This window comes from Acidovorax sp. CCYZU-2555, from assembly GCF_018413525.1.
Classification (GTDB): Bacteria; Pseudomonadota; Gammaproteobacteria; order Burkholderiales; family Burkholderiaceae_C; genus Comamonas.
Map to the genome: position 1 here is coordinate 48,453 of NZ_JAHCDD010000022.1, position 25,393 is coordinate 73,845.

The window sequence follows — 25,393 nt, forward strand, 5'->3', positions numbered from 1 at the left end:
GCCCCGAGAAGGGCTGCGGGGCCGCGGCCCCATCACGCAAGGGGAATGACATGAATCGTTGGATCGATCGCGCCTGCCGCGGTCTCGAAGGGGTGATAGCCGCCATGCTCGCCGTGATGGTGGTGCTGGTGTTCGGCAACGTGGTGTTGCGCTATCTGTTCAATTCGGGCATCACCGTCTCCGAGGAAGTGTCGCGCTGGCTCTTCATCTGGATGACGTTTCTCGGCGCCATCGTCGCGCTGCGCGAGCACGGCCATCTGGGCGTCGACATGGTGGTGCAGCGCCTGCCGCCCCTGGGCAAGAAGATCTGCCTGGGGCTGGGCCACCTGCTGATGCTCTACATCCTGTGGCTGCTGCTGCAGGGCAGCATCGCCCAGGCGCGCATCAACTGGGACGTCACGGCGCCCACGACAGGCGCGTCCATGGCCATCGTCTATCTCTCCTGCGTGGTGTTCGCGGTCTGCGCGGGCTTTCTGATGCTGCTCGATCTGCTGCGGCTGGTCACGGGAAAGATGAGCGAAGAGGAACTGGTGATGGTGCAGGAATCGGAAGAAGCGGTGCAGTTGCAGCAGATTTTGGCGGCGCAGGGCGGCGATGCGCCCGCGCCCGGGAAAGGCGAAAAATGACGATCTTCGTATTTGTGGGCGCACTGCTGCTGGCCATGGCCATGGGCATTCCGATTGCGTTCTCGCTGCTGGCCAGCGGCGTGGCGCTGATGTGGCATCTCGATCTGTTCGATCCGCAGATTCTGGCGCAGAACCTGATCGGCGGCGCCGACAGCTTCCCGCTGCTGGCCGTGCCGTTCTTCATGCTGGCCGGCGAAATCATGAACGTCGGCGGCCTGTCGCGGCGCATCGTCGACTTCGCGCTGGCGCTGGTCGGCCATGTGAAGGGCGGCCTGGGCTACGTGACCATCATGGCCGGCTGCCTGCTGTCGGCGCTGTCGGGTTCGGCCGTGGCCGATGCCGCGGCACTCACCGCGCTGCTGCTGCCGATGATGACCAAGGCCGGCCACGACAAGGCGCGCGCCGGCGGCCTGATCGCCGCGACCGGCGTGATCGGCCCCGTGATTCCGCCCAGCATCGGCCTGGTGATCTTCGGTGTCGCCGCCAACGTGTCGATCTCCAAGCTGTTTCTCGCGGCCATCGTGCCCGGGCTGCTGATCGGCGGCGCGCTGTGGGTCACCTGGGCCTACCTGGTGCGCAAGGAAAAGATCGTGCCGCCGCCGCGCAAGTCGAGCGCAGAAATCCTGCTCGCCGCGCGCAAGGCGTTCTGGGCCCTGCTGCTGCCGGTGATCATTCTGGTGGGTCTGCGCATGGGCGTGTTCACGCCCACCGAAGCCGCCGTGGTGGCCGCGGTCTATGCGCTGTTCGTCTCGGCGGTGATCTACCGCGAGATCACCTGGGCCAAGCTCTACGGCATCTTCGTTGCCGCGGCCAAGACCAGCGCCATCGTGATGTTCCTGATCGCCGCGGCCATGGTCAGCGCCTGGCTGATCACCGTCGCCGATCTGCCTTCGAAAGTCGTGGCGCTGCTGCAGCCGTTCATGGACAACAAGGTGCTGCTGATGATGGCGATCATGGTGCTGGTGATGCTGGTGGGCACGGCGATGGACATGACGCCGACCATTCTGATCCTGACGCCGGTGCTGATGCCCGTGGTGAACGCGGCCGGAATCGACCCTGTCTACTTCGGCGTGATGTTCATCATCAACAACTCGATAGGCCTGGTGACGCCGCCCGTGGGAACGGTGCTCAATGTGGTCGCGGGCGTGGGCAAGATGTCGATGGACGATGTCACGCGCGGCGTCGTGCCTTTCATGCTCGCGCAGTTCGCGATGATGTTTGCGATGGTGCTGTTCCCGTGGCTGGTCACGGGCCCGGCGAAATTCTTCTATCGCTGATCGTCTGCCGCGCCGGTCCGGGGCCCGGCGCGGCACGCATTCATTGCAAGGCTTTGTCCTCCAACCCACAGGTTGCAGCGTTATGCAATAAATGGTCTATTCAAACCGGCGTCCAGGTGCTACAACAGCAACATACGGCAAGCGAATGCCTTGCAACTTAGCGGCACTTTTCGCCTTTGGGTGTTGCCACGGGAGGTCGTATGGATGTCATCAGCAATTCGGCTGCGCGGTACGTTCGTCTGCGCGAAGAGGAGATGTCGGTCGACGAATACCTGGCGCTTTGCCTGCGTGATCCGACCGCGTATGAAAGTGCCGCCCAGCGCATGCTGCTGGCCATGGGCGAGCCCGTCATGGTCGACACGCGCAGCGACCCGCGGCTGTCGCGCCTGTTCGCCAACAAACTGATCCGCCGCTATCCCGCCTTTGCCGAGTTCTACGGCATGGAAGACTCGATAGAGCAGGTGGTGAGCTTCTTCCGCCATGCGGGCCAGGGGCTCGAAGAGCGCAAGCAGATTCTCTATCTGCTGGGCCCGGTGGGCGGCGGCAAGAGCTCCATTGCGGAACGCCTCAAGTACCTGATGCAGAAGGTGCCGTTCTACGCGCTCAAGGGTTCGCCGGTGAACGAGTCGCCGCTGGGCCTGTTCGACCCCATAGAAGACGGGCCGGTGCTCGAAGAACAGTTCGGCATTCCGCGGCGCGCGCTGTCGCATGTTTTGTCGCCCTGGGCCGTCAAGCGGCTCGAGGAGCTGGGCGGCGATATCCGCCAGTTCCGCGTCGTCAAGCGCTACCCCAGCATTCTCAAGCAGGTCGGCATCGCCAAGACCGAGCCCGGCGACGAGAACAATCAGGACATTTCCAGCCTGGTGGGCAAGGTCGATATCCGCAAGCTCGAGAACTTCGCCCAGGACGATACCGACGCCTACAGCTACTCGGGCGGCCTGTGCCTGGCCAACCAGGGCCTGCTCGAATTCGTCGAAATGTTCAAGGCGCCCATCAAGGTGCTGCACCCGCTGCTCACCGCGACGCAGGAAGGCAACTACAAGGGCACGGAAGGCTTTGGCGCGATTCCCTTCGACGGCATGGTGCTGGCGCACAGCAACGAGAGCGAGTGGAAGGCGTTTCGCAACAACCGCAACAACGAGGCGTTTCTCGATCGCATCTACATCGTCAAGGTGCCGTACTGCCTGCGCGTATCCGAGGAAGTGAAGATCTATGAGAAGCTGATTCGCGAGTCGTCGCTGGCCAACGCCGTCTGCGCGCCCGGCACGCTCAAGATGATGGCCCAGTTCGCGGTGCTCACGCGCCTGGTGGAGCCCGAGAACTCGAGCATCTTCAGCAAGATGCAGGTCTATGACGGCGAAAGCCTCAAGGACACCGACCCGCGCGCCAAGAGCTACCAGGAGTACCGCGATTTCGCGGGCGTCGACGAAGGCATGTCGGGCATCTCCACGCGCTTTGCGTTCAAGATCCTGTCGCGGGTGTTCAACTACGACAGCACCGAAGTCGCGGCCAATCCCGTGCACCTGATGTACGTGCTGGAGCAGCAGATCGAGCGCGAGCAGTTCTCCGCCGAGCTCGAGACCAAGTACACCGGCTTCATCAAGGAGTACCTGTCGCCGCACTACGCCGAGTTCATCGGCAAGGAGATCCAGACGGCCTACCTCGAAAGCTACAGCGAGTACGGCCAGAACATCTTCGACCGCTACGTCACCTACGCCGACTACTGGATACAGGACAACGAGTACCGCGACAACGACACCGGCGAGGCTTTCGATCGCGCCGCGCTCAATGCCGAGCTCGAGAAGATCGAGAAGCCCGCGGGCGTGGCCAATCCCAAGGACTTCCGCAACGAGATCGTCAACTTCGTGTTGCGCGCGCGCGCCAACAACCAAGGCAAGAACCCGGCGTGGACCAGCTATGAGAAGCTGCGTCTGGTGATAGAGAAGAAGATGTTCTCCAACACCGAGGAGCTGCTGCCCGTGATCAGCTTCAACGCCAAGGCCAACGCCGAGGACGCGCGCAAGCACGAAGATTTCGTCATGCGCATGGAAGCCAAGGGATACACGCCCAAGCAGGTGCGCCTGCTGTGCGAGTGGTACCTGCGCGTGCGCAAAAGCAGCTGAGCGGGGCGCGCGCGCAGCGCGCGTCCGTCCATGGAGGGAGCTAAGATGGCATTGCATATCATTGACCGCAGGCTCTCCGGCAAGAACAAGTCGGTGGGCAACCGCGAGCGCTTCGTGCGCCGCTACAAGCAGCAGATCGCCGAGGCGGTGCAGCGTGCCGTGGGCAAGCGCGACATCCGCCATATCGAGCAGGCCGAGAGCATCACCATTCCGCGCAAGGACATCCGCGAGCCCCTATTCCGCCACGGCCAGGGCGGCATCTCCGACACCGTGCACCCGGGCAACAGCGACCATGTGCGCGGCGACCGCATCGCCAGGCCGCAGGGCGGCGCGGGCAGCGGCTCGGGCTCGCAGGCCAGCGACAGCGGCGAGGGTGAGGACGACTTCACGTTCACGCTGTCCAAGGAAGAGTTCATGGAACTGTTCTTTGAAGACCTGGCGCTGCCGCGGCTGCTGCGCACCCATATCGCCAGCACCCAGCAGTTCCGCCTGCGCCGCGCGGGCTACAGCCACGACGGCACGCCGCAGAACCTGGCGTTGCTGCGCACCATGGGCGGCGCACTGGGCCGGCGCATCGCGCTGACCAAGGCGCCACAGCGCGAGCTCAAGACCTTGCAGGCCCAGCTCGAAGCGCTGCTGGCGCAGGACGACGGCACCAGCGAAGTGCTGGCCGAACTGCAGCAGCGCATCACCGCGCTGCAGGCGCGCATAGGCAAGGTCGCGTTTCTCGATCCCATAGACCTGCGCTTTCGCAGCCGCACGCGCGTGCCCGTACCCAGCAGCCAGGCCGTGATGTTCTGCCTGATGGACGTGTCGGGCTCCATGGACCAGGCGCGCAAGGAGCTGGCCAAGCGCTTCTTCATCCTGCTGTACCTGTTTCTCACGCGCCACTACGAGAAGATAGAAATCGTCTTCATACGCCACCACACCCAGGCGGCGGAAGTGAGCGAGGACGAGTTCTTTCACTCGCAGGAAACCGGCGGCACGATAGTGAGCAGCGCGCTGGTGCTGCTCGACCAGATCATCCGTGCGCGCTACCCCGCGGGCGACTGGAACATCTACGTGGCCCAGGCCAGCGACGGCGACAACTTCAACGACGACGTGGGCAACTGCCGCAATCTGCTGGTCGAGAAGATCCTGCCGCTGGTGCGTTATTACGCCTATGTGCAAGTGGTGCAGGAAGAGCAGAGCCTGTGGCAGGAGTACAGTCAGATTGCGCGCCAGTTCTCGCACTTTGCGCTGCGCAAGGTGTCGGTGCCCGGCGATATCTACCCGGTGTTTCGCGATCTGTTCAAGAAAGAGGGGGTTGCTGTATGAACCTTTCTCAATACCCGGTGCTCGCGCCGCGCGCAGGCCCGCAAATCTGGCGCCCGTCGGGCACGGCCGACCGCCTTCAGCGCGGCGTGCCCACCACGCCGCTGCCCGCGGGCAAGCGCCCGGCGCAGCCGCTGCCCGATCCCAGCGACTGGACGTTCGAGCTGATCGAGCGCTACCACGCGGCGATCGCCGACACCGCGGGGCGCTTCGGCCTCGACACCTACCCGAACCAGCTCGAAGTGATCTCGGCCGAGCAGATGATGGACGCGTACTCCAGCGCGGGCATGCCCGTGGGCTACCGCCACTGGAGCTACGGCAAGGACTTCCTCGCCACCGAGCGGCGCTACCGCCGCGGCCACATGGGCCTGGCCTACGAGATCGTGATCAACTCCAACCCCTGCATCAGCTACTTGATGGAGGAAAACACCACGGCCATGCAGGCGCTGGTGATCGCCCACGCGGCCTACGGCCACAACAGCTTCTTCAAGAACAACTACCTGTTCGGCATGTGGACGGATGCGGGCGGCATCATCGACTACCTGGTCTATGCGCGCGATTTCGTCGCCCAGTGCGAGGAGCGCCATGGCGTGGAGACCGTGGAGCAGTGGCTCGATTCCTGCCATGCGCTGTCCAATCTGGGTGTGGACCGCTACCGTCGCCCGAGCAAGAAGAGCCTGGCGCGCGAACGCACCGAGCGCGAGCAGCGCGAGGCCTATGCCCAGCAGCAGGTCAACGTGCTGTGGCGCACGCTGCCCACGCGCCCCGGCAAGGACAATGCGGCCCAGGAAAACGAGCGCTTTCCCAAGGAGCCCGAAGAGAACCTGCTGTACTTCGTCGAGAAGAACGCGCCGCTGATGGAGCCCTGGCAGCGTGAAATCGTGCGCATCGTGCGCAAGATCGCCCAGTACTTCTACCCGCAGCGCCAGACCCAGGTGATGAACGAAGGCTGGGCCACGTTCTGGCACTACACGCTGCTCAACACCATGTACGACGAAGGCTGGCTCACCGACGGCGTGATGATCGAGTGGCTGGCGTCGCACACCAACGTCATCTACCAGCCGCCGGCCGGCCACCGCGCCTACAACGGCATCAACCCCTATGCGCTGGGCTTTGCGATGTACCGCGACATCCGCCGCATCTGCCAGGAGCCGACCGACGAAGACCGGCGCTGGTTCCCCGACATGGCCGGCACGCCCTGGCTGCCCGCGCTGCACCACGCGATGCAGAACTTCAAGGACGAAAGCTTTGTGGGCCAGTACCTGAGCCCGCAGCTGATGCGCGACATGCGGCTGTTCTCCATCCACGACGATTCCAGCCAGCGCGAGCTGGTCGTCAGCGCCATCCACAATGACGACGGCTACCGCACGCTGCGCCAGACGCTGTCGCAGCAGTACGACCTGGGCGCGCGCGAGCCCAATATCCAGGTCTGGAACGTGAACCTGCGCGGCGACCGCGGCCTCACGCTGCGCCATACGCGCCACCAGGGCCGGCCGCTGACCGACGATGTGCAGGAGGTGCTCAAGCACGCGGCGCGGCTGTGGGGCTTTGGCGTGCAGCTCGAAAGCGTCAACGGCGACGGCGAGTCGCCCGTGCTGGTGCATTCGGTGCCGCCGCCGTCCAGCTGAGCCTTGCGGGAGCGCGTTCATGGGCCGCGTCGGGCTCTGCGGGCTTTTGCATGCTCAGGGTAAGTTCTGCGCAAGCCTGGCGTGGGGTATGTCTAAAATCGCTGCTGCAGTGCAAGCCGGGGCGCCATGCCCCAGAGGAGTCAGCCGTGCAAGAGAACCAGACACCGAACGCCCCCGCCAAGCCCCGGCCGCGCGTCATCAAGAAGTACCCGAATCGCAGGCTCTACGACACGGACACCTCCACCTACATCACGCTGTCGGAAGTCAAGGCGCTGGTCATGTCCAACGAGCAGCTCGTGGTGCGCGACGCCAAGACCGGCGACGACCTCACGCGCAGCATCCTGCTGCAGATCATTCTCGAGGAAGAAGCCGGCGGCGCGCCGATGTTCACCGAAGCCGTGCTTGCCAACATCATCCGTTTCTACGGCCATGCGATGCAAGGCAGCATGGGCGCGAGCCTCGAGAAGAACGTGCAGATGTTCAGCGACTTCCAGGCCCGCATGGTGGAGCAGGGCGCGACGCCCGAAATGTGGAACCAGTTCGTGCGCATGCAGCCCGGGCTGATGCAAGGCATGGTCGGCAACTACCTGGGCCAGTCGCAGACCATGCTCACGCAGATGCAGGAGCAGATGCAAAAGCAGACCGAGCAGATGCTCGAGGCCATGGGGTTGAAGCGCTAGGCGCCGGGCACCAACCCCCTCACCGCCACCCGCAATGCCTCGCGCAGGCATTGCCCCGGCCCTTCGAGCGGTCGGTCCTTGGGGCTCACCAGCGACAGCGCCGAATCGTCCATGGTGCGCAAATGCCTGGCGACCAGGCCCATGCGCTGCGCATAGCGCGCGCCCAAAGATTCCACCACGGCCACGCCCAGTTGTTCGCCCGCGAGTTCGCAGGCCGTGAACGACTGCGCGACTTCCATCAGCGGGCGGTAGTCGAGGCCGTTGTCCTGGAAGGCCTGCTGCGTCGCCAGCCCTGCAGGCAGCGCGGGCGACAGCGCGATCAGGCCCAGCGCCGCGACCTGGGCCAGCGTCAGCGTTTCGGCCCGGGCCTGCGGGTGGTCGGGGTGCAAGACGGCGAACAGGCTCACCGCGGCCAGCGGCTCCTTGTGCACCCGTTCATTGGGCGCCGACGAGCCGATCACGATGCCCAGGTCGATGCGGTGGTCCACGGCCATTTCCATGATTTCGAGGCCCGAGCCCGCGCGCACCGTGAACGTGATGCCCGGGTAGGCGCGGCGCACCGCGACCAGGGCCTGGGGCAGCAGCATCGACGAGGCCACGGCGACCGCACCCACGCTGAGCCGGTCCGACGCTCCCTTGCGGATATCGCTGGCCAGGCGGTCCACGGACTCCATGCCCGACAGCGCATTGAGCACTTCGGGAATCAGCGAGCGGCCCTGGCTGGTCAGATGCAGGCGCCGGTTCTCGCGGCTGAACAGCGCAAAGCCCAGCCGCGTCTCCATGTCCTTGAGCAGCGCGCTGGCCGCGGGCTGCGTCATGTGGATGGAATGCGCGGCGGCGGTCACCGTGCCCTGTTGGTACATGGCGCGCAGCAGCAAAAGCTCTCGTCGACTCAGCATATGAAATTCGTATGAAAACAGTGTATTTAGCTATTTGACCATAGGCTGCGCTGCGCCAAGAATGGGCGATCTGTCATCTTCGGTCCCCTCCATGAGCGCCAACGCCATCGCCTCGATCACCTGCATTCCCATGCGCCTGCCTTTCCATCATTGGAGCGAGCCGCCGCTGTTCGCGGGCCGGCCGCGCGACAAGCTCGACAGCGCTCTGGTGCGCGTCGAGACCAGCGACGGCACGGTCGCCTGGGGCGAGTCGTACTGCGTCGAGCCGCGCGCGCTGCAGGCGATCTTCGAGACCCTGATCGCGCCGCTGGCCTGCGGAAAGCAAGCCGACGATCCGGCGCTGCTGCCGTCGATGCAACGTACGCTGCACAACCTGGGGCGCTCGGGCCCCGTGGTGCATGCGCTTGCCGGGCTGGACATCGCGCTGTGGGATCTGCGCGCCAAAAGGGCAGGGGTGCCGTTGTATGAACTGTTGGGCGGCAAGCGCCGCGACCGCGTGCGCGTCTATGCCTCGCTGCTGCAGTACTACGCCGACGGCGCCCTGCTCGCGCAGGTGACCCAGCGCGCGCTCGCCGAAGGCTATACCGAGATCAAGCTGCACGAGCGCACCGCGCCCGCGCTGGCCGCGGTGCGCCGGGCCGTGGGCCCCGATGTGCCGGTGATGGTCGACACCAACTGCGCCTGGCTGCCCGGCGAAGCCGAAGCCGCGATCACCGAAATGCTGCCGTACAAGCCATTCTGGATTGAGGAGCCGATCTGGACGCCCGAAAACGACCAGGCGCTGGCCGCGCTGCGCGAACGCGTCCCCGTGCCGCTGGCCGTGGGCGAGAACGCGAGCTGCGCGCTGGCGCTGCAGCGCATGGTGGAGAACGCCACCGTGCAATACGTTCAGCCCAGCGTCATCAAGCTGGGGCTCACGGCCGCATGGGATATTGCGCGCGCCTGCGAAGGCACGCGCGTGACCTGCGCGCCCCAGGTGGCATTCTTCGGGCCGGGCTTTCTGGCGAGCCTGCACCTGATCGCCGCGCAGCAGACCGAAGTGTCGCTGGAGCGCCTGTATGTGGAACTCGCCCATGTGCCCTACGGCCGCACGCTGCCGATAGAGCAGGGCTGGCTGCAGGTGCCTGACGGCCCGGGCCTGGGCGCCGACCCCGAGGCCGAACTGGCCCAGGGCCGCTACGCGCACTGAGCTTTCAAGAATTCAAAAAAGGAGACAAGACATGCACAACAACCGCCGCACTTTCATCAGCCACTGCGCAGGCCTGGCGCTGGGCAGCGCCGCGCCCTGGGCGCTGGCCAGCACGGGCGCCTATCCCGACAAGACCGTGCGCATCATCGTTCCCTATCCCGCGGGCGGTGCCACCGACAATCTGGGCCGGCTCGCGGGCCAGGCACTGCAGCAGGCGCTGGGCCAGTCGTTCATCGTCGACAACAAGGGCGGGGGCGGCACGACCATAGGCACGCGCGCGCTCGCGCAGGCTGAGGCCGACGGCTATACGCTGGGCATGATAGACAGCACGTTCACCATCAACCCCGGCTTGCTGGGCACGCGCCTGACCTACGACACGCAAAAGGACTTCACGCCGATCAGCCAGATCGCCAGCGCGCAGTTCGTGCTGGTCACGCACCCTTCGGTGCCGGTCAAGGACCTGGCCGGTTTCCTCGCCAAGGCCAGGGCCGAACCCGGCACGCTGGCCTATGGCTCGGCGGGCGTGGGCAGCGGCCCGCACCTCGCGGGCGAACAGCTGGCGCAGCAGGCCGGGCTCAAGGTGATTCACATTCCCTACAAGGGCGGCGGCACGGTGATTTCCGATCTGCTGGGCGGCCAGGTGCAGTTCGCTTTCGCCACCGTGCCCACGCTGGCCGAGCACATCAAGGCCGGCAAGCTGCGCGCGCTGGCCGTGACCGGGCCGCAGCGCGCGGCGCAGCTGCCCGACGTGCCCACGTTCACCGAAGCCAAGCTGCCGGGCGTGGACATCATGCCGCTGTTCGGCCTGATCGCGCCCAAAGGCATTCCCGCTGCCGCAGTCGACAAGATTGCCAAGGCCTTGCGCGCCTCCATTCGCCAGGGCGAGATGCAGATGCGGCTCAAGTCCATGGGCTTCGAGCCCGTGGGCAGCACGCCGGCCGAGTTCGCGCAACGCATTCAGGAAGAGGTCGCGAAGTGGACCGAAGTGATACGCAAGGGCGGCATACGGCCTGAGTGAGCGGCGGCTCTTACGTGCTGTCCCTGACGACGATATGAAAGCCGACATCGACCACCGGACTCTCAACGGGGCGGCCCTCGGCGCGCGCGATCATGAGTTCGGCCGCGATTTCGCCGATGCGCGTGCCGTCGAGCCGCACCGTCGTCAGCGCGGGCTGCGCATCCTGGGCAAAGCTCTGATCGCCCATGCCCACGATGGCCAGCTGGTCCGGCACGCGCAGGCCCTGGTGCTGGGCTTCGATGGCCGCGCCCAGCGCCAGGCTGTCCGAACTGCAGAACACCGCGGAGATCTCGGGCGTGGTCTGTATCAGCGACGCCAGGGCTTTGCGTCCCGCGCCCATGGTGCTCGGAGCCTTGGTGAAGAAGCACTGCGCCGACTGCGCGCCCAGCGCCTGGGAACGCGCGATGAAGGCCGCGGCGCGCGCGCGCGCACGCGCGTCGTCGCCGGTGATGATGGCCACATGCCGGTGGCCGCGTGCGTGCAGGAACTCGGCGACGGATTCGCCAATCGCGACATGCGAAAAACCGACCAGCATGTCGATGGGGTTGTCGCTGAAGTCCCAGGTTTCCACGACCGGAATTCTGGACGCGAGCAGGGCGCTGCGTCCGCCCGCGGACGAGGCCGCGCCGACCAGCACGATGCCGTCGGGCCGGCGCTGGATGATGGTCTTGATCAGCGCTTCTTCCTGCGCCGCGTCGTAGCCGGCCTGGCCGATCATCAGCTGGTAGCCGCTGCGCTTGAGCGATTCGGCCAGCGACTCGACCAGTTCCTGGAACACCGGGCCGACCAGCGTGGGCAGCAGCGCTGCGACCATGCGCGCGCGCGCGGTGCGCAGGCCGCTGGCCATGGCATTGGGCACATAGCCCAGCGTGTCGACCGCGACCCTGACCCGCGCCAGCGTATCCGGCGTGACCTTGTCGGGCGCATTCAGCGCGCGCGAGACCGTCATCGCGGAAACCCCCGCGAGGGTGGCGACATCTTGAACGGTAGCGGGCTTGTTGGACAAATTCATTCCTGTTGACGCCACGGCAGGCGCCGCAGCCGGTGTGGCCGCCGCGCCATGGGGCTGGCGCGATTGTATGCAGTAAGAATGGCCGTCCCAGGCGGGCGCAGCTTGGGGAATCCGCTCATTCCAAGGGTAAACACCGATTCGAACGCGAATGTTCACGTTAACAATCTGATCTTGCGTGAATGTTAACGTTATCTGGCCATCATTTCATAATCGGGCCAAGCCTCGATGCTTGCCCGGAACATATCGGAGACAACAGATGAGAGCACTGAAAACCACCGCCGCCGCCGTTTGCATCGGCCTGGCCAGCATGGGCGCCGCGACATCGGCATTCGCCTGGCCCGACAAGACCGTGAACGTGATCGTTCCCTTCCCCGCGGGCGGCGCGACCGACACCATTGCGCGCGCGGTCAGCAACCACCTGGGCACGCAGTTCAAGCAGACCTTCGTGGTCGACAACAAGGCCGGCGCGACCGGCAGCATAGGTGCGACCCAGGTCGCGCGCGCGCCTGGCGATGGCTATACGCTGCTCGTGGCCTCGCTGGCGCCGTTCGTCGTCGCCCCGCACCTGATGAAGAACCTGCCCTACGATCCGCTCAAGGACTTCACCTACCTCACCGTGGCCGTGCAGACGCCCAATGTGCTGGTCGTGAACCCCACGCTGGCGCCCAAGGTCAACAACATCCAGGACGTGATCGCCTTGCTCAAGGCCAAGCCCGGCGCGGTGAGTTTCGCAACGTCGGGCGCCGGTTCTTCCGACCACCTGACGGCCGAGCTGTTCTGGCAGAAGACCGGCACCAAGGGCCTGCATGTTCCCTACAAGGGCGGCGCTCCCGCCATCACCGATCTGCTGGGCGGCCAGGTCGACATGTCGTTCCAGAACGTGAATGCCGTCATCCAGCACATCAAGTCCGGCAAGCTCAAGGCCATCGCCGTGACGGGCGACAAGCGCTCGCCCGTGCTGCCCGATGTTCCGACCACGGGCGAAGCCGGCGTTCAGGGCGTCGAGGTGTACGCATGGCAAGGCATTGCCGCGCCCAAGGGCCTGCCCGCCGATGTCAAAGCCAAGCTGCATGCCGGCATCATCAAGGCCCTCAAGGACCCGGCACTGACCAAGCAATTCACCGACGCCGGCCTCGAAGTCGTGGGCAACAGCCCCGAGGAGTTCACCCAGTTCCAGGCCAAGGAATTCGCGCGCTGGAAGCAGGTGATCGACACCGGCGGCATTACCGCCAATTGAGTTTCTGACCTACCATCCCAGGGCCTGACCCCCACCCAGGCCCCTTCATTTTCTCTCTGCACCTGGTTTCACTATGGCTTCCTCTTCCACTCCTGTCGTCACCCAATTGCGGGTCATTCCGGTCGCCGGACATGACAGCATGCTTCTCAACCTGAGCGGTGCGCATGCGCCGTTCTTCACGCGCAATCTGCTGCTGCTGACCGACAGCTCGGGCAACACGGGCGTGGGCGAAGTGCCGGGCGGCGAGAAGATTCGCCAGACGCTGGAAGATGCGGGCAAGCTGATCGTGGGCCAGCCCGTGGGCAACTACAACGCCGTGCTCAATGCCATGCGCGCCGAGTTCGAAGGCCGCGACAGCGGCGGTCGCGGCCTGCAGACGTTCGACCTGCGCATCGCCATCCACGCGGTCACGGCCGCGGAATCCGCGCTGCTCGATCTGCTGGGCCAGCACCTGGGCGTGCCCGTCGCGGCGCTGCTGGGCGAAGGCGTGCAGCGCACTTCGGTGCAGATGCTGGGTTACCTGTTCTACGTCGGCGACCGCACGCTCACCGACCTGCCTTACCAGACCGACCCCGGCGCCGCCAACGACTGGCAGCGCCTGCGCCATGAAAAGGCGATGACGCCCGAAGCCATCGTGCGCCTGGCCGAAGCCGCGCACGAGCGCTATGGCTTCGAAGACTTCAAGCTCAAGGGCGGCGTGCTGCGCGGCGAGGAAGAAGTCGAAGCCATCCGTGCGCTGCATGAACGCTTCCCCGAAGCGCGCGTCACGCTGGACCCCAACGGCGGCTGGCTGCTCAAGGACGCGATCCGCCTGACGCGCGATCTGCACGGCGTGCTCGCCTATGCCGAAGATCCCTGCGGCGCCGAAGGCGGTTTCTCGGGCCGCGAAGTCATGGCTGAATTCCGCCGCGCCACGGGGCTGCCCACGGCGACCAACATGGTCGCGACCGACTGGCGCCAGATGGCGCATTCGATCTCGCTGCAGTCGGTGGACATTCCGCTGGCCGACCCGCATTTCTGGACCATGGCCGGATCGGTGCGCGTGGCCCAGCTGTGCCAGGCGTTCGGCCTGACCTGGGGTTCGCATTCCAACAACCACTTCGACGTGTCGCTGGCGATGTTCACGCATGTGGGCGCCGCCGCTCCAGGCCGCGTGACGGCGATCGACACCCACTGGATCTGGCAGGACGGCCAGTACCTGACCAAGAACCCGCTGCAGATCAAGGGCGGCTACATCGAGCTGCCCCAGCGCGGCGGCCTGGGCATCGAACTCGACATGGAAGCCGTCGAGCGCGCCCACCAGCTGTACCTGCAGCACGGCCTGGGCGCACGCGACGACGCGATGGCCATGCAGTTCCTGGTGCCGAACTGGACCTTCGACAACAAGCGCCCCTGCATGGTGCGCTGAGACGGCGGCACTGCCCGGGCCGCTGACGCGGCCGGGGCTCAGTGCACGTGAACATGGCCCGCGGTTTTTCCCGGGCCTTTTTCATGGTCGTCATGTTCATGGTCTTCGTGGGGCGCGACGCCTTCGCGCGACTTGAGCAGCCATTGCTTGGCCAGCACTGGATTCGCGGCCACGCCCTGGCCGCTGCGGTAGGCCAGGCCCAGCGCTCTTTGCGCCTGCGGGTTGCCGGCGTCGGCCGAGCGCTGCAGCCATTCGATGGCCTTGCCCAGGTCTTTTTTCACGCCCAGGCCGGCGGCGTAGCTGACATAAAGTTCATATTGGGATTTCGATGCGCAGCGCGCGCTGGCGCCGGCCGTCTTGCGGTACCAGCGCACCGCGGCCGCATGGTCCTGCGGCGCGCCGCCCAGGCCGCCCCGGTAGAAGTCGCCGAGCATGCATTGCGCGAGCACCATCTGGTTGGCGGCCGCGGCATCGAACCACTTGAAGGCCTGTGCCATATCCTTGGGCGTGCCCGTGCCGTTGAGATAGATGAAGCCCAGGTCGACTTGCGCCTGGCCATGGCCGCGCTGCGCCGCGCGCAGCAGATGCTGGCGACTGCGCGCCATGTCGATGGTGTCGCCCGCGCTGCCGTTGAAGCGCTTGCTTTGTTGATAGTCGCTGTCGGCGGTGTCCTGGGCCACCGACAACGCGGGCATGGCCGCGCAGCAAAGCGTTGCCGCGAGGCCCAGGCGAATGAATCGGCAAATGGAGATCATTGGAGTACCAAGTGGGAGTCGGTCTGAGGCTGGAATGCGTACGCACGCGGCCGGCAAGCGCCAGCCGCGTGCGTGCATCAGCGCCTTACTGGAAGGTCTGCGCGACGTTGGCCGGCACGACGATCTCGCTGGCCGGCGTCAGCGACAGCGTCACCGTGCGGCCCTTGCCGATCGACTGCAACACGGCCTGCGCTTCGGCCAGCGAGTTCAGCCGCTGGGTGCGCAGCACTTCCGGCGGATGGAACGTGCCCTTGGCCGCATGCACCGACTCGACGGGGCCACCCTTGTAGGTGATCGTCGCGTTCATGCCCGGGCTGAACTGCGTGTAGCCTTCGGGGATATAGCCCTTGTAGCCTGCGTCCTGCACATCGACCGACACCTGGACGTAGAAGCCCGTGGGGTCGTTGGTGTACTGGTCGGTCGCCGTGACGATGCCGTTGGCCAGCAGTGGAATGTTCGGGTTCTTGTTCTGCGGCCCGACAAAGCCCTGGATGATGCGTCCTTCATCGAGCACCACGGCGCGCACCGCGGTCAGACCGTTTTCACGTCCGGGCTTGAACGGCCCCGAAGTCTCTATGCTCTTGTAGCTCGCATTGGCTGCATCGCTGGCGCGGTACGAGGCCACGGAACGGCGCTTTTCGAGCTGGTTCGAGAACTCGCTCGTGATCTTGCTGCCGTTGACGCTGGGCGAGTCGAACACCTTGGACGACATCGCGTCGAACATGGTCAACTGCTTGGCGGCGTTCGCCGGGTCGCGGTTATAGGCCTTGAGCGCCTGGAACACTTCGACGATGGGGAACTGGTTGCTGTGCTGCGGCGAGACGAAGTCCACGTCCACGGTGTTCTGCAGATAGCTGAAGCCGTGCTGGAACGACAGGCGCAGCCAGCCGTTGTTCGCTGTGGGCGTGTTCAAGCCGTTGAAGCCATAGCCGCCGTGGTAGCCGAAGGTGTAGAACTTGCCGTCCGTGGGATTCTTCACGCGAAACAGCATGTTGGTCGTGCCTGGCGTGTGGCCTGGCGACCAGATGACCATGATCTTCACGTTGCCGTAGTCATACCACTTGTCGTACTCGTAGAAGTTGGTGGTGCGTTCGCGGATCACGGTCTCCGAGGCCGGCAGGGCGCCGGCGATGTTCCAGGTGTTGCCCTGCATGTCCGAGGTCACCGCGACCGCATCTTCCCTGGATGCCCACAGGCCGATCTTCTTGCCCGCGTTGTCCATCATCTTCAGCTGCTCGACGACGGTGCCGTAGTGATCGCTGTGTCCGTGGGTCAGCCAGATGTCGGTCACGGAGCGCGGGTCCACGCCCATCATCTCCATGTTCTTCCAGTACTGGTAGCCGCTGTTGGGCCAGCCTGCGTCCACCTTGATCACCTTGTCGTCCGATGGATCGTCGGGCGTGCCCATGTCCGCCTTGAGCAGATAGGACGCGACTTCGTTGTCGCCCACGTAATACATGGTGTTCTTGACCATCTCGAACGGCTCGGTGCTGCGCGAGTAGGGCGCCGACGTCGGGCTGGTCGCATTGATGCTCATGTAGGGCTGGCCCGAAACCGGGTCATTGCCCTTGTCCGCGAGCATGGGGCTTTGCGAGGGCACTTCCCATACCGGCTTGCCGTCGGTCTTCGACTGCGGCGTGAAGTACCAGATCGCGACGACCTTGGCCGACTCGGCATTCTGGTAGTTCTTGTCGAACAGCACATAGGCGGCCTGGCGCGCGGTGGTGCTGTAGTCGTAGTTGGCCGTCACCGGAATCGATGCGAAGTCGGCCGCGGTGCTCTTGGCGTAATCGTCGGTGTTCACGTTGAACACCACGGCGTTGGACGCCACCGAGTAGGTCTCCTGGTAGCGGCGAATCGGCTGCGAGAACGCTCTTCCTGCCTGGTCCGCCGTCACCGTGCTGCCGTCGCCTATGGTGATCGAGCCCGTGCCCTTGTTGTACACCCAGCCCGCGGCGATCATCGGCCCGGGGCTGTTGTCGTGGCGCGATACCGCGGCGCCGTACTTCTGCAAATTGAACTGCGCGGCCGACGACTTGCCCTTGGACAGGATCACGTTGAACGTCTGCGCCGGGTTCGCGGGCACGCTGGCCTTGTCGCTGCCGTCGGCAATCCAGTCGACCAGATTGCCCGGCAGCAGCGCAGCCTTGGCGGCCGTGACGCCGGCCGCGCTCAACGCGCCGGTGGTCAACGTGCGCACCCCGCTTTGCGACAGGATGGCGACGCTGGCGGTCTGATTGCCTGCGGCGTCGGACGAGAACGTGGGTTCGGCGTAGACCAGGCCCGCCGAACGCGCGGCCGTGGCGCTGGGGGGCGGGGTGGTCGCGGCGCCATCGCTGCCGCCACAGCCAAGCAGTGCGGCCGATGAGATGAGCAGACTCAGCGAGCGCCAGTCTGTGAATACTGTTGTCATGGTGTCTCCTGTGTATGTTTTCTTGTCACCGACGGCGCCAGCAGGCTGGCGTGTCTTCCGTCGGAGTGCGCGCAGCCCTTCGTGGGGGCAGTTCGAGGCGCGGGTGCGCCGCTGTGGGTGCATGGGCGGTGGTAGCGCCGACTTCGATCCGCCGGGCGCTGCGCCTGGGAAGATCTGAAACGGAGATGTTCACGTTAACAATTTCCGTCAACGAATTGTTAACGTTAACAACTTCGTGTGAATCAGGAGTTACCCTGGATGTGCGCCGGCGCGCTCGCGCCGGCAGTTATTTCACAGGCCCAGCGCGCGCAGATCGAGCTGGCCGTCGCGCACGGGCGGGCACCACAGGTAGGCGCCCGTGACCGGTTGCGAGAAGCGGAACATCGCGTCGACGATGCCGTCTTCCTGGCCCAGCATGCGGCGCATCTGGACTTCGAAGGCATAGAACGAGCTGCCGAACGCGGCGAACATCAGGCCAGCCTTGTCGCCGCTGGGCGTATGCAGCGCCCAGGGCATGGAGCGGCGCAGCACGAAGGCTTCGGGCGTGAAGCTTTCCTGGGCCGTGCGCTTGACGTGGGATGACTCGGGCGCGTCATCGAGTTCCTCGTTGTCGCTGCGCCGGCGGCCCACGCTGTGGTCCTGGTCCATCTCCGACATCGCTTCGAAGGCATCGAAGTTGTGCAGCCATTGCTGCAGCGCGAGATAGCTCGAGCCGTCGAGGCCCGCGCCTTGATCGCTGGCGAAGGCCGCGGCGACGGCAGCCGCTTCCTGTGGATTCTCGGTGCCGTCCTCATAGCCCGTCAGGTCCAGACCATGGCCCGACACGCCCTTGCCATGGCGAAAGGCTTCAACCACACGCAAGGCCTTGATCGCTGGCGCGAGCGCCTTTTGGAGCCGGCGCGTGAGCGCCAGCAGCTCGCCCAGGTCCTGGCCGCGCAGCCACAGGCACAGCGCCACGGGCGTCGCGGGCGCCTTCACGCCCGGGCCGCTGAGCTCGGGAAACGCGCGCAGGCCGGGCACTACGATGCCCAGCGCCTGCACCAGTTCCTGGCCCATGGCGGCGACCACGCGTTCGCCATCGACCAGCGGGGCCAGGCGTTGCAGGCTTTCGCGCAGCAATGCGGGTTCGTTCAGCGCCGCGGGAGTGATGGAAAAGAAGACATAGCGTGCTATCGCCGGGACGGGCCGCAGAATGCCGGCTTGAAAAGTGGTCATGTGGGGATCTGAAAGAGTTCTACGCGCTATTGTGGCCGGCAAAACGAAGACAATACGCAGGCGCTGCGCCAGCCCGCGAACCGGCCAAGCGAGGGGAATGCACGGCGGCGCTGTAGCCTGTTGCAATTTGAGGCATAGTTTAGGGTTAACACCGACTTGGCGCGAGATGCCGGGCTCGGTTGTATTTTTTTGATCGCTCGCCCGCCACAGATGCGGGCGCGTTTCCTTTCCATTTAACGTGCGCAGGCAGACCGCGGGTCCGCACTGCGCCAAAGCACATTCCATGATCGACATTCGGGGGCTTTCCCAGATATACAAGGGCGCGACTGGCCCGGTCGAGGCCTTGCGCGGCATCGACCTGCACATCCAGGCGGGCGAAGTGTTCGGCATCATCGGCCGCAGCGGCGCGGGCAAGAGCTCGCTGGTGCGCTGCATCAACCTGCTCAACCGTCCCACGCAGGGCGAAGTGATCGTCAACGGCCGCGACCTGACCAAGCTCAATGACGCCGAGTTGCGCGCCGCGCGCCGCGACATCGGCATGGTGTTCCAGCACTTCAACCTGCTGTCGTCGCGCACCGTGTTCGACAACGCCGCGCTGCCGCTGGAACTTGTGGGCATGTCCAAGGACGAGATTCGCGCGCGCGTCGAGCCGCTGCTCGAACTCGTGGGCCTGACCGAACTGCGCGACCGCTACCCCTCGCAGATTTCGGGCGGCCAGAAGCAGCGCGTGGGCATTGCGCGCGCGCTCGCCAGCAATCCCAAGGTGTTGCTCAGCGACGAAGCCACTTCGGCGCTGGACCCCGAGACCACGCGCTCCATTCTCGACCTGCTGCGCAAGGTCAACCGCGAGCTGGGCCTCACGGTGGTGCTGATCACCCACCAGATGCAGGTGATCAAGCAGATCGCCGACCGCGTGGCCGTGATCGAAGCCGGCCGCATCGCCGAGATGGGCCCGGTCATCGACGTGTTCACGCGCCCGCAGCAGCCCATCACCAAGAGCCTGATCGACGAGATCCTGCCCCAGGAACTGCCGCTGAGCGTGCTGGCACGCGTGCGCACGCTCGCGGCCAGGCTCAACGGCGGCACGGGCCAACTGCTGCGCCTGTCGTATGCGGGCGAAAGCGCCTATGAGCCCATCCTGTCGCAGATGATCCGCGACTTCGGTCTGGACCTGAGCATCCTGCACGGCCAGATCGATGAAATCCAGGAGCAGACTTTCGGCTCCCTGGCCGTGTTCGCCAGCGGCGAGGCCGCGCAGATCCTGGCCGCGATCGAGCATCTGCGCGCCGTGGGCGTCCAGGTCGAAACCGTGCATATCGAGGGTTGAGCGATGTTTGAAAATTTCTCTGAAATGATGCTGGAGCTGTTTGCCATCTCGCTGTGGGAAACCCTGGTGATGGTCGGTATCTCCGGTCTGGTCGGCGGCCTGCTGGGCATTCCGCTGGGCGTGTTCCTGCGCCTGACCGACGACGGCGGCGTGCTCGAAAACGGCCCGCTGAACAAGACCGTGGGCTGGATCGTGAATGCCGTGCGCTCGACGCCGTTCATCATCCTGCTGGTCGCGATCATTCCGTTCACGCGGCTGATCACGGGCTCGTCCATAGGCACGGGCGCGGCCGTGGTGCCGCTCACGCTGGCCGCGGCGCCGTTCATCGCACGCCTGGTCGAGACCGCCTTGCGCGAAGTCGACAACGGCCTGGTCGAAGCTGCCCAGGCCATGGGCGCGACCACCAGCCAGATCGTCTGGAAAGTGCTGCTGCCCGAAGCCCTGCCGGGCATCGTCGCCGGCCTGACCATCAGCTTCGTGAGCCTGACCGGTTACTCGGCCATGGCCGGCGCGATCGGCGGCGGCGGCCTGGGCGATCTGGGCATCCGTTACGGCTACCAGCGCTTCCTGCCGGACGTGATGCTGGCCGTGGTGATCGTGCTGATCTTCTTCGTGCAGGCCATCCAGAGCCTGGGCGACTGGGTGGTGCGCCGTCTGAGCCATCGCTGAAGTCTGCGCACGCCATCTAAAAAGGGAAGCCCGGTGCTTCCCTTTTTTACGCCTGTGCCAAAGCCGTTGCGCGCTGGCATGCGGGCCCCGCGCCCGCCTACGCAGGCCGCCGCCGCGCGGGCGCAGCATGCAGGCTGGACGGCTCAGGAGGCTCGATGGCAGATGTTCCTTTCGTGATCGCCGTGCACGGCGGCGCCGGCACCATGTCGCCGAATCCCGCGATCGAGGCGCCGTATCACCTGGCGCTCAAGGCCGCGCTGGCCGCGGGCGCGGCGGTGCTGGAGTGCGGCGGTGCGGCGCTGGACGCGGTCGAGGCCGCCGTGGTGTCGCTCGAAGACTGCCCGCTGTTCAATGCCGGCAGGGGTTCGGTCTACACGGCCGAGGCGCGCCATGAAATGGATGCGGCGGTGATGGAGGGCCAGCGCCTGGCCGCGGGCGCCGTGGCTTGCGTGCGCGGCGTGCGCAACCCGGTGGTGCTGGCGCGCAGCGTGCTCGAAAGCTCAGGCCATGTGCTGATGGTCGGTGAAGGCGCGCAGTGCTTTGCGCAGCAGATGGGCCTGGCAATGGAGCCCGAAGCCTATTTCCATACCGACGAACGCTTGGCCGAACTGCGCCGTGCGCAGAAACAGCGCAAACCCGCAGGAGGGCAGGCGCCGCCGCCGCACGACGCGCATTTCGGCACGGTGGGCGCGGTGGCGCTGGACTGCGCCGGCCATCTCGCGGCGGCGGTATCGACGGGTGGCCTCACGGCCAAGCGCGCGGGCCGCGTGGGCGATTCGGCGGTGATAGGCGCTGGGATCTATGCCAACGACCTGAGCTGCGCCGTGGTCGCCACGGGAACCGGCGAGCATTTCATCCGCAGCGCGGCCGCGCACGATGTGCATGCGCGCATGGCCTACCGGGGTCAGACGCTGCAGGAGGCCGCGCCCGACGTGGTGTTCGGTGAACTGCTGCGCATAGGCGGGCGTGGCGGCCTGATAGCGCTCGATGCCCAGGGCGAAGTGAGCATGCCGTTCAACACGGCCGGCATGTACCGCGGCGTTCAGCGCCAGGGCCAAGCGCCGTGCACCGCGATCTTTCAGGACGAAATGCCCAATCCGTGATTCAGGCCTTGGCCGGCGCGGCGACCGCGCTGGGCGCTTCGGTGCTGACCGGGCGGCGTGCATAGCGGCCCGCGACCCAGGCCGCGACCATCAGCTGCATGGGGTGGAAAATCATCAGCGGCAACACCATGCCGCCCATGACGCTGGGCGCGAACAACACCTTGGCCATGGGAACGCCGCTGACCAGGCTTTTTTGCGAGCCGCAGAAGATGATGGCGGCTTCGTCTTCCGTCGAGAAGCCCAGGCGCCGCGCGAGCCACACGCTGATGCCCATGGACAGCGCCAGCAGCAAGCCGCAGACCAGCACCAGCACGCCCAGCGCGAGCGGCGGAATCCGCGTCCAGAGGCCGGCGACCACCGACGCGCTGAACGCCGAGTACACGACCAGCAAGATGGAAGTCTGGTCCAGCCCCTTGATGCGCGCCGCATGGCGTTGCAGGAACGGCGAGACCCAGGGGCGCAGGCCATGGCCCAGCGCGAACGGCAGCAGCAGCTGCAGCGCGATGCGGCCCATCGATTCCAGCGGGTCGCTGCTGTTGGCGGTCTGCGACAGCAGCAGGCCCACGAGCAGCGGCGTCAGCACGATGCCCATCAGCGTGGAGCCTGAAGCGCTGCAGATCGCCGCAGGCATGTTGCCGCGCGCCACGGCCGTGAGCGTCACGGCCGACTGCACGGTGGCCGGCAGCGTGCAGAGGAACAGCACGCCCAGATAGAGATCAGGCGTCAGCAGCGGCTCGAGCACCGGGCGCAGGCCCCAGCCCAGCAGCGGAAACACCACGAACGTAATTGCCGTGACCAGCAGATGCAGCCGCCAGTGGCTGATGCCGGCCCAGATGGCCTGGCGCGACAGCTTGGCGCCGTGCAGGAAGAACAGCATGAAAATCACGCCCATCGCCGCCCACTCCAGACCGCGTGCGACGCTGCCATAGGCCGGCAGGAAGCTGGCGAGCAGCACCGTGGCGATGAGCATCAGGGTGAAGTTGTCGGGAAGGAATCGGGGTCGGGCCATGCCGTGCTTTCAGAGGTTGCAAGAAACGGCTCGCGCACGTTCGTCGCGCCGATTGGAAGGCATCTGCATTCAAAAGTGAAATGCATTTATTTGATTGTTTTATAATTTTTACTCATGAATATCACCCTGCGGCAATTGCGCGTGTTCCTGGCCGTGGCCCAGCAGCAGAATTTCAGCCGCGCGGGCGAGGCCGTGGGCCTCACGCAGCCCGCGGTGAGCCGCAGCATCACCGATCTGGAGCAGCAACTCGGGGTGCAGCTGTTGCACCGCAGCACGCGCGACGTCGAACTCAGCGACGCGGGCCGCCTGCTGCAGGGCCGGGCCACGCGCGTGCTCGATGAGCTCGATGCCGCGCTGCTCGAAGTGCGCGGCCTGGCGACGCAGCGCCATGGTCGTGTGCGCGTCGCTAGCAGCCCCACGCTGTCGGCCCATCTGATGCCCGAATGCATTGCGCGCTGCGCGCAGCAGCACCCGGGCCTGCAGCTGCAACTGCTGGACCGCATCCAGCAGGGCGCGCTCGACAGCGTGCGCGCGGGCGAAGTCGATTTCGGCGTGGTGATCGACCCCACCGAGCCCGAAGATCTTCACTGCGAAGCGATTCTCTCCGAGCCGTTCTGCCTGGTCTGCCCGGTGGACCATGCGCTGGCGCAGCTGCCCGAAGTCCATTGGCGCGACCTCGCGGGCCATCCGCTGGTGCTGCTCGACCATGCCTCGGGCAGCCGCCGGCTCATCGACCGCGTGCTCGAGCAGCACGCCCCCGAATGCCAGGTGGTGCAGGAGGTCGGCCATACCACCACCATTTTCGCCATGGTGCAGGCCGGCCTGGGCGTCACGGTCGTGCCGCGGCTCGCGGTGGCCGAGCAGGGCGTGGAAAACGCCGGCCTGGTCCATCGTCTGTTGCTGCCCGCCGTCGAGCGGCAAATCATGCTGGTGCACCGGCGCCATCGCCGGCTCGCGCCCGTGGTGCAGCTGGTCTGGGATCTGGTGCGCGACGTGGCGCATGCACGCTGGAGCGAGCGGCCGGCGCGCAAAGTCCGCGCAAAAGCCCGCGGATAGGCGTAAAACAGCGCATGCCGCCCACCATTTTCACGCGGCTGTCGGGTGGCGCAGGTATGATATGGCCCACTGATACGCGCCGCTGTGCCACAGTCTGCGCGAATCAAGCCGGCATGCCATTGCGCGCATGCCGTACGTGGTGGCGTTAGCTCAGTTGGATAGAGCAACAGCCTTCTAAGCTGTGGGTCACTGGTTCGATTCCAGTACGCTGCACCACCCTCCCTTTTTCCTCATTGCCATCCACCGCGCACGGTGAACAGCGCGCGCCCTACGGGGTGGCGCAAGGATCGTTCAGGCCCACCATGCCGGTGATCTTCTGCAGGCGGCTGCGGCTTTCGAGGCAGGCCTGCTGCTTGTCCTGCGCGGCTTTCTGCTGGGCGAGTTGCAAGGCCTGGGCGCGCTCCGCTTGCAGCTGCGCGATGCGCGCGCGGATCTGCGGCATGACCGCGAGCGCGGCTTTCTCGCCTTCGAGAATGGCGCTGGCGCGCTGCGTGAAGTCGGCCGGGCCTATATCCAGCACCTTGGGGCGGATGATGATGTCGGCACGCGCCAGCTCGGCCTGGCCCAGCTTCTGGCCCATGATGGCGATCGACTGACCCAGCGTGCCCAGCATGTCGGCCGGCGACTGGCCGCGCGGCTTGTTGGAAATGTCCACGGCAATCACCAGATCGGCACCCAGCTGGCGCGCCGCATCGACGGGCACGGGGCTCACGATGCCGCCATCGACATAGTGGTTCTTGCCTATCGATACCGGCTGGAACACGCCCGGAACGCTGCTCGAGGCACGCACCGCCTGGCCGGTATTGCCACGCGCGAACACCGTGCGTTCGCCGTCTTCGAGCCGCGTGGCGACGGCGACGAAAGGCTTGGCCAGCTTCTCCAGCGGGCGGCGCTGCACCTGCTCGTTCACATAGTCTTCGAGTTTCTGGCCCTTGACCAGTCCGCCCGAGGAAAACTGCAGGTCGCGAATGCTGGTTTCATCCAGGCCCACGGCCTTTTCCTGCAGCGCGAACGCGTCCATTCCGCTCGCATACAGCGCGCCGACCACGCTGCCCGCACTGGTGCCGGCAACGACCGCGGGAGTGAGGCCATTGGCTTCGAGCATCTTGATGACGCCGATATGGGCAAAGCCCTTGGCCGCTCCACCGCCCAGCGCCAGACCGACCTTCAAAGGCGCGGCTCCCGCCGTCGTGGCCCCGGTGCTGGGCGTGTCCACGGTCCTGGGCGCGCTGCCGCAAGCGGCCAGACCGGCGACACCGAGATACACCAAGGGGCGCAAAAAAGCTTTCAAACGCATTCGGACTTTGCTGGCTGTGGTCAAGCGGGCAGTATATCCAGGCGCCGAAATCAATCACTGCATGCGGCAATCCATGGAGAAAGGGCCTGCGCTCGAAAGCGCAGGCCCTTTGTGCAAGCAGGCCCGAGCGGGCCGCGC

General features: G+C 65.8%; 21 protein-coding genes and 1 tRNA gene. 15 read left to right on the top strand and 7 right to left on the bottom strand.

All coding sequences use genetic code 11. The features are described from left to right. Positions 1 to 50: 50 nt before the first annotated feature. The 6 genes from KHY18_RS10120 to phaR all read left to right on the top strand — a co-directional run bounded on the left by KHY18_RS10120 (position 51) and on the right by phaR (position 7,648). A complete protein-coding gene (locus KHY18_RS10120) occupies positions 51 to 626 on the top strand; it encodes a TRAP transporter small permease (RefSeq protein WP_213298849.1) in 576 nt (191 codons plus the stop codon). Then, positions 623 to 1,903: a TRAP transporter large permease gene (locus tag KHY18_RS10125; RefSeq protein WP_213298853.1), complete on the top strand. Its 1,281-nt coding sequence runs from the start codon at positions 623 to 625 to the stop codon at positions 1,901 to 1,903. Before KHY18_RS10120 ends, KHY18_RS10125 begins: the two co-directional genes overlap by 4 nt. Positions 1,904 to 2,103: 200 nt before the next feature. Further along, a complete protein-coding gene (locus KHY18_RS10130; protein ID WP_213298856.1) occupies positions 2,104 to 4,026 on the top strand; it encodes a PrkA family serine protein kinase in 1,923 nt (640 codons plus the stop codon). Between the two features lie 45 nt (positions 4,027 to 4,071). Continuing rightward, complete coding sequence (locus KHY18_RS10135) at positions 4,072 to 5,343, top strand: YeaH/YhbH family protein (RefSeq protein ID WP_213298859.1); 1,272 nt, start codon at positions 4,072 to 4,074, stop codon at positions 5,341 to 5,343. Beyond that, a complete protein-coding gene (locus KHY18_RS10140) occupies positions 5,340 to 6,968 on the top strand; it encodes a SpoVR family protein (RefSeq protein WP_213298862.1) in 1,629 nt (542 codons plus the stop codon). The genes KHY18_RS10135 and KHY18_RS10140 overlap by 4 nt, the downstream gene beginning before the upstream one ends. 146 nt (positions 6,969 to 7,114) lie before the next feature. Continuing rightward, positions 7,115 to 7,648 (top strand): polyhydroxyalkanoate synthesis repressor PhaR, encoded by a 534-nt coding sequence (gene phaR / locus KHY18_RS10145; RefSeq protein WP_349630269.1) that lies wholly within the window; start codon positions 7,115 to 7,117, stop codon positions 7,646 to 7,648. On the opposite strand, the gene KHY18_RS10150 is transcribed toward phaR, so the two are convergent. Continuing rightward, complete coding sequence (locus tag KHY18_RS10150) at positions 7,645 to 8,547, bottom strand: LysR family transcriptional regulator (protein WP_213298867.1); 903 nt, start codon at positions 8,545 to 8,547, stop codon at positions 7,645 to 7,647. The two genes, phaR and KHY18_RS10150, sit on opposite strands and share 4 nt — an antisense overlap. Before the next feature lie 91 nt (positions 8,548 to 8,638). On the opposite strand from KHY18_RS10150, the gene KHY18_RS10155 reads away from it, so the two are divergent. Continuing rightward, positions 8,639 to 9,736, top strand: coding sequence for a mandelate racemase/muconate lactonizing enzyme family protein (locus KHY18_RS10155; RefSeq protein WP_213298870.1), 1,098 nt, complete (start codon positions 8,639 to 8,641; stop codon positions 9,734 to 9,736). A gap of 31 nt (positions 9,737 to 9,767) precedes the next feature. Next, a complete protein-coding gene (locus tag KHY18_RS10160; protein WP_213298873.1) occupies positions 9,768 to 10,754 on the top strand; it encodes a Bug family tripartite tricarboxylate transporter substrate binding protein in 987 nt (328 codons plus the stop codon). A gap of 10 nt (positions 10,755 to 10,764) precedes the next feature. Here KHY18_RS10160 and KHY18_RS10165 read toward each other — a convergent pair whose 3' ends face one another. Beyond that, the gene (locus tag KHY18_RS10165; protein WP_213298876.1) at positions 10,765 to 11,766 is read right to left on the bottom strand and encodes a LacI family DNA-binding transcriptional regulator; all 1,002 of its coding nucleotides are present in this window, start codon (positions 11,764 to 11,766) and stop codon (positions 10,765 to 10,767) included. Between the two features lie 256 nt (positions 11,767 to 12,022). Here KHY18_RS10165 and KHY18_RS10170 point away from each other — a divergent pair, with 256 nt between their 5' ends. Together KHY18_RS10170 and gudD are read left to right on the top strand one after the other, a co-directional pair. Continuing rightward, positions 12,023 to 13,003: a Bug family tripartite tricarboxylate transporter substrate binding protein gene (locus tag KHY18_RS10170; protein ID WP_213298879.1), complete on the top strand. Its 981-nt coding sequence runs from the start codon at positions 12,023 to 12,025 to the stop codon at positions 13,001 to 13,003. Positions 13,004 to 13,076: 73 nt separating this feature from the next. Then, a complete protein-coding gene (gene gudD, locus KHY18_RS10175) occupies positions 13,077 to 14,411 on the top strand; it encodes a glucarate dehydratase (RefSeq protein ID WP_213298882.1) in 1,335 nt (444 codons plus the stop codon). A 38-nt stretch (positions 14,412 to 14,449) separates the two neighbouring features. Here gudD and KHY18_RS10180 read toward each other — a convergent pair whose 3' ends face one another. From KHY18_RS10180 to KHY18_RS10190, 3 genes are all read right to left on the bottom strand, one after another. Then, positions 14,450 to 15,166 carry a tetratricopeptide repeat protein gene (locus KHY18_RS10180; RefSeq protein ID WP_213298885.1) on the bottom strand — a complete coding sequence of 239 codons (717 nt, stop codon included), beginning with the start codon at positions 15,164 to 15,166 and terminating at the stop codon, positions 14,450 to 14,452. Between the two features lie 85 nt (positions 15,167 to 15,251). Then, positions 15,252 to 17,579: an MBL fold metallo-hydrolase gene (locus tag KHY18_RS10185; RefSeq protein WP_213298888.1), complete on the bottom strand. Its 2,328-nt coding sequence runs from the start codon at positions 17,577 to 17,579 to the stop codon at positions 15,252 to 15,254. Positions 17,580 to 17,870: 291 nt separating this feature from the next. Further along, complete coding sequence (locus tag KHY18_RS10190) at positions 17,871 to 18,794, bottom strand: Dyp-type peroxidase (protein ID WP_213298891.1); 924 nt, start codon at positions 18,792 to 18,794, stop codon at positions 17,871 to 17,873. A 283-nt stretch (positions 18,795 to 19,077) separates the two neighbouring features. Here KHY18_RS10190 and KHY18_RS10195 point away from each other — a divergent pair, with 283 nt between their 5' ends. From KHY18_RS10195 to KHY18_RS10205, 3 genes are all read left to right on the top strand, one after another. Beyond that, positions 19,078 to 20,121 carry a methionine ABC transporter ATP-binding protein gene (locus KHY18_RS10195; RefSeq protein ID WP_213298894.1) on the top strand — a complete coding sequence of 348 codons (1,044 nt, stop codon included), beginning with the start codon at positions 19,078 to 19,080 and terminating at the stop codon, positions 20,119 to 20,121. 3 nt (positions 20,122 to 20,124) lie between these two features. After that, complete coding sequence (locus KHY18_RS10200; protein WP_213298897.1) at positions 20,125 to 20,790, top strand: methionine ABC transporter permease; 666 nt, start codon at positions 20,125 to 20,127, stop codon at positions 20,788 to 20,790. A gap of 155 nt (positions 20,791 to 20,945) precedes the next feature. Next, positions 20,946 to 21,893, top strand: a complete 948-nt coding sequence (locus KHY18_RS10205; RefSeq protein ID WP_213298900.1) for an isoaspartyl peptidase/L-asparaginase family protein — start codon at positions 20,946 to 20,948, stop codon at positions 21,891 to 21,893. 1 nt (position 21,894) lies between these two features. Here the strand turns inward: KHY18_RS10205 and KHY18_RS10210 are convergent, their stop codons facing one another. Continuing rightward, positions 21,895 to 22,902 (bottom strand): bile acid:sodium symporter family protein, encoded by a 1,008-nt coding sequence (locus KHY18_RS10210; protein ID WP_213298903.1) that lies wholly within the window; start codon positions 22,900 to 22,902, stop codon positions 21,895 to 21,897. Between the two features lie 114 nt (positions 22,903 to 23,016). Here KHY18_RS10210 and KHY18_RS10215 point away from each other — a divergent pair, with 114 nt between their 5' ends. Both KHY18_RS10215 and KHY18_RS10220 read left to right on the top strand, forming a co-directional pair. Then, entirely contained in the window at positions 23,017 to 23,958 is a 942-nt protein-coding gene (locus KHY18_RS10215) for a LysR family transcriptional regulator (RefSeq protein ID WP_213298906.1), read from the top strand. Between the two features lie 139 nt (positions 23,959 to 24,097). Then, a tRNA-Arg gene (locus KHY18_RS10220) sits at positions 24,098 to 24,174 on the top strand. A gap of 52 nt (positions 24,175 to 24,226) precedes the next feature. Here the strand turns inward: KHY18_RS10220 and KHY18_RS10225 are convergent. Further along, a complete protein-coding gene (locus KHY18_RS10225) occupies positions 24,227 to 25,255 on the bottom strand; it encodes a patatin-like phospholipase family protein (RefSeq protein WP_213298909.1) in 1,029 nt (342 codons plus the stop codon). Between the last annotated feature and the right edge of the window lie 138 nt (positions 25,256 to 25,393).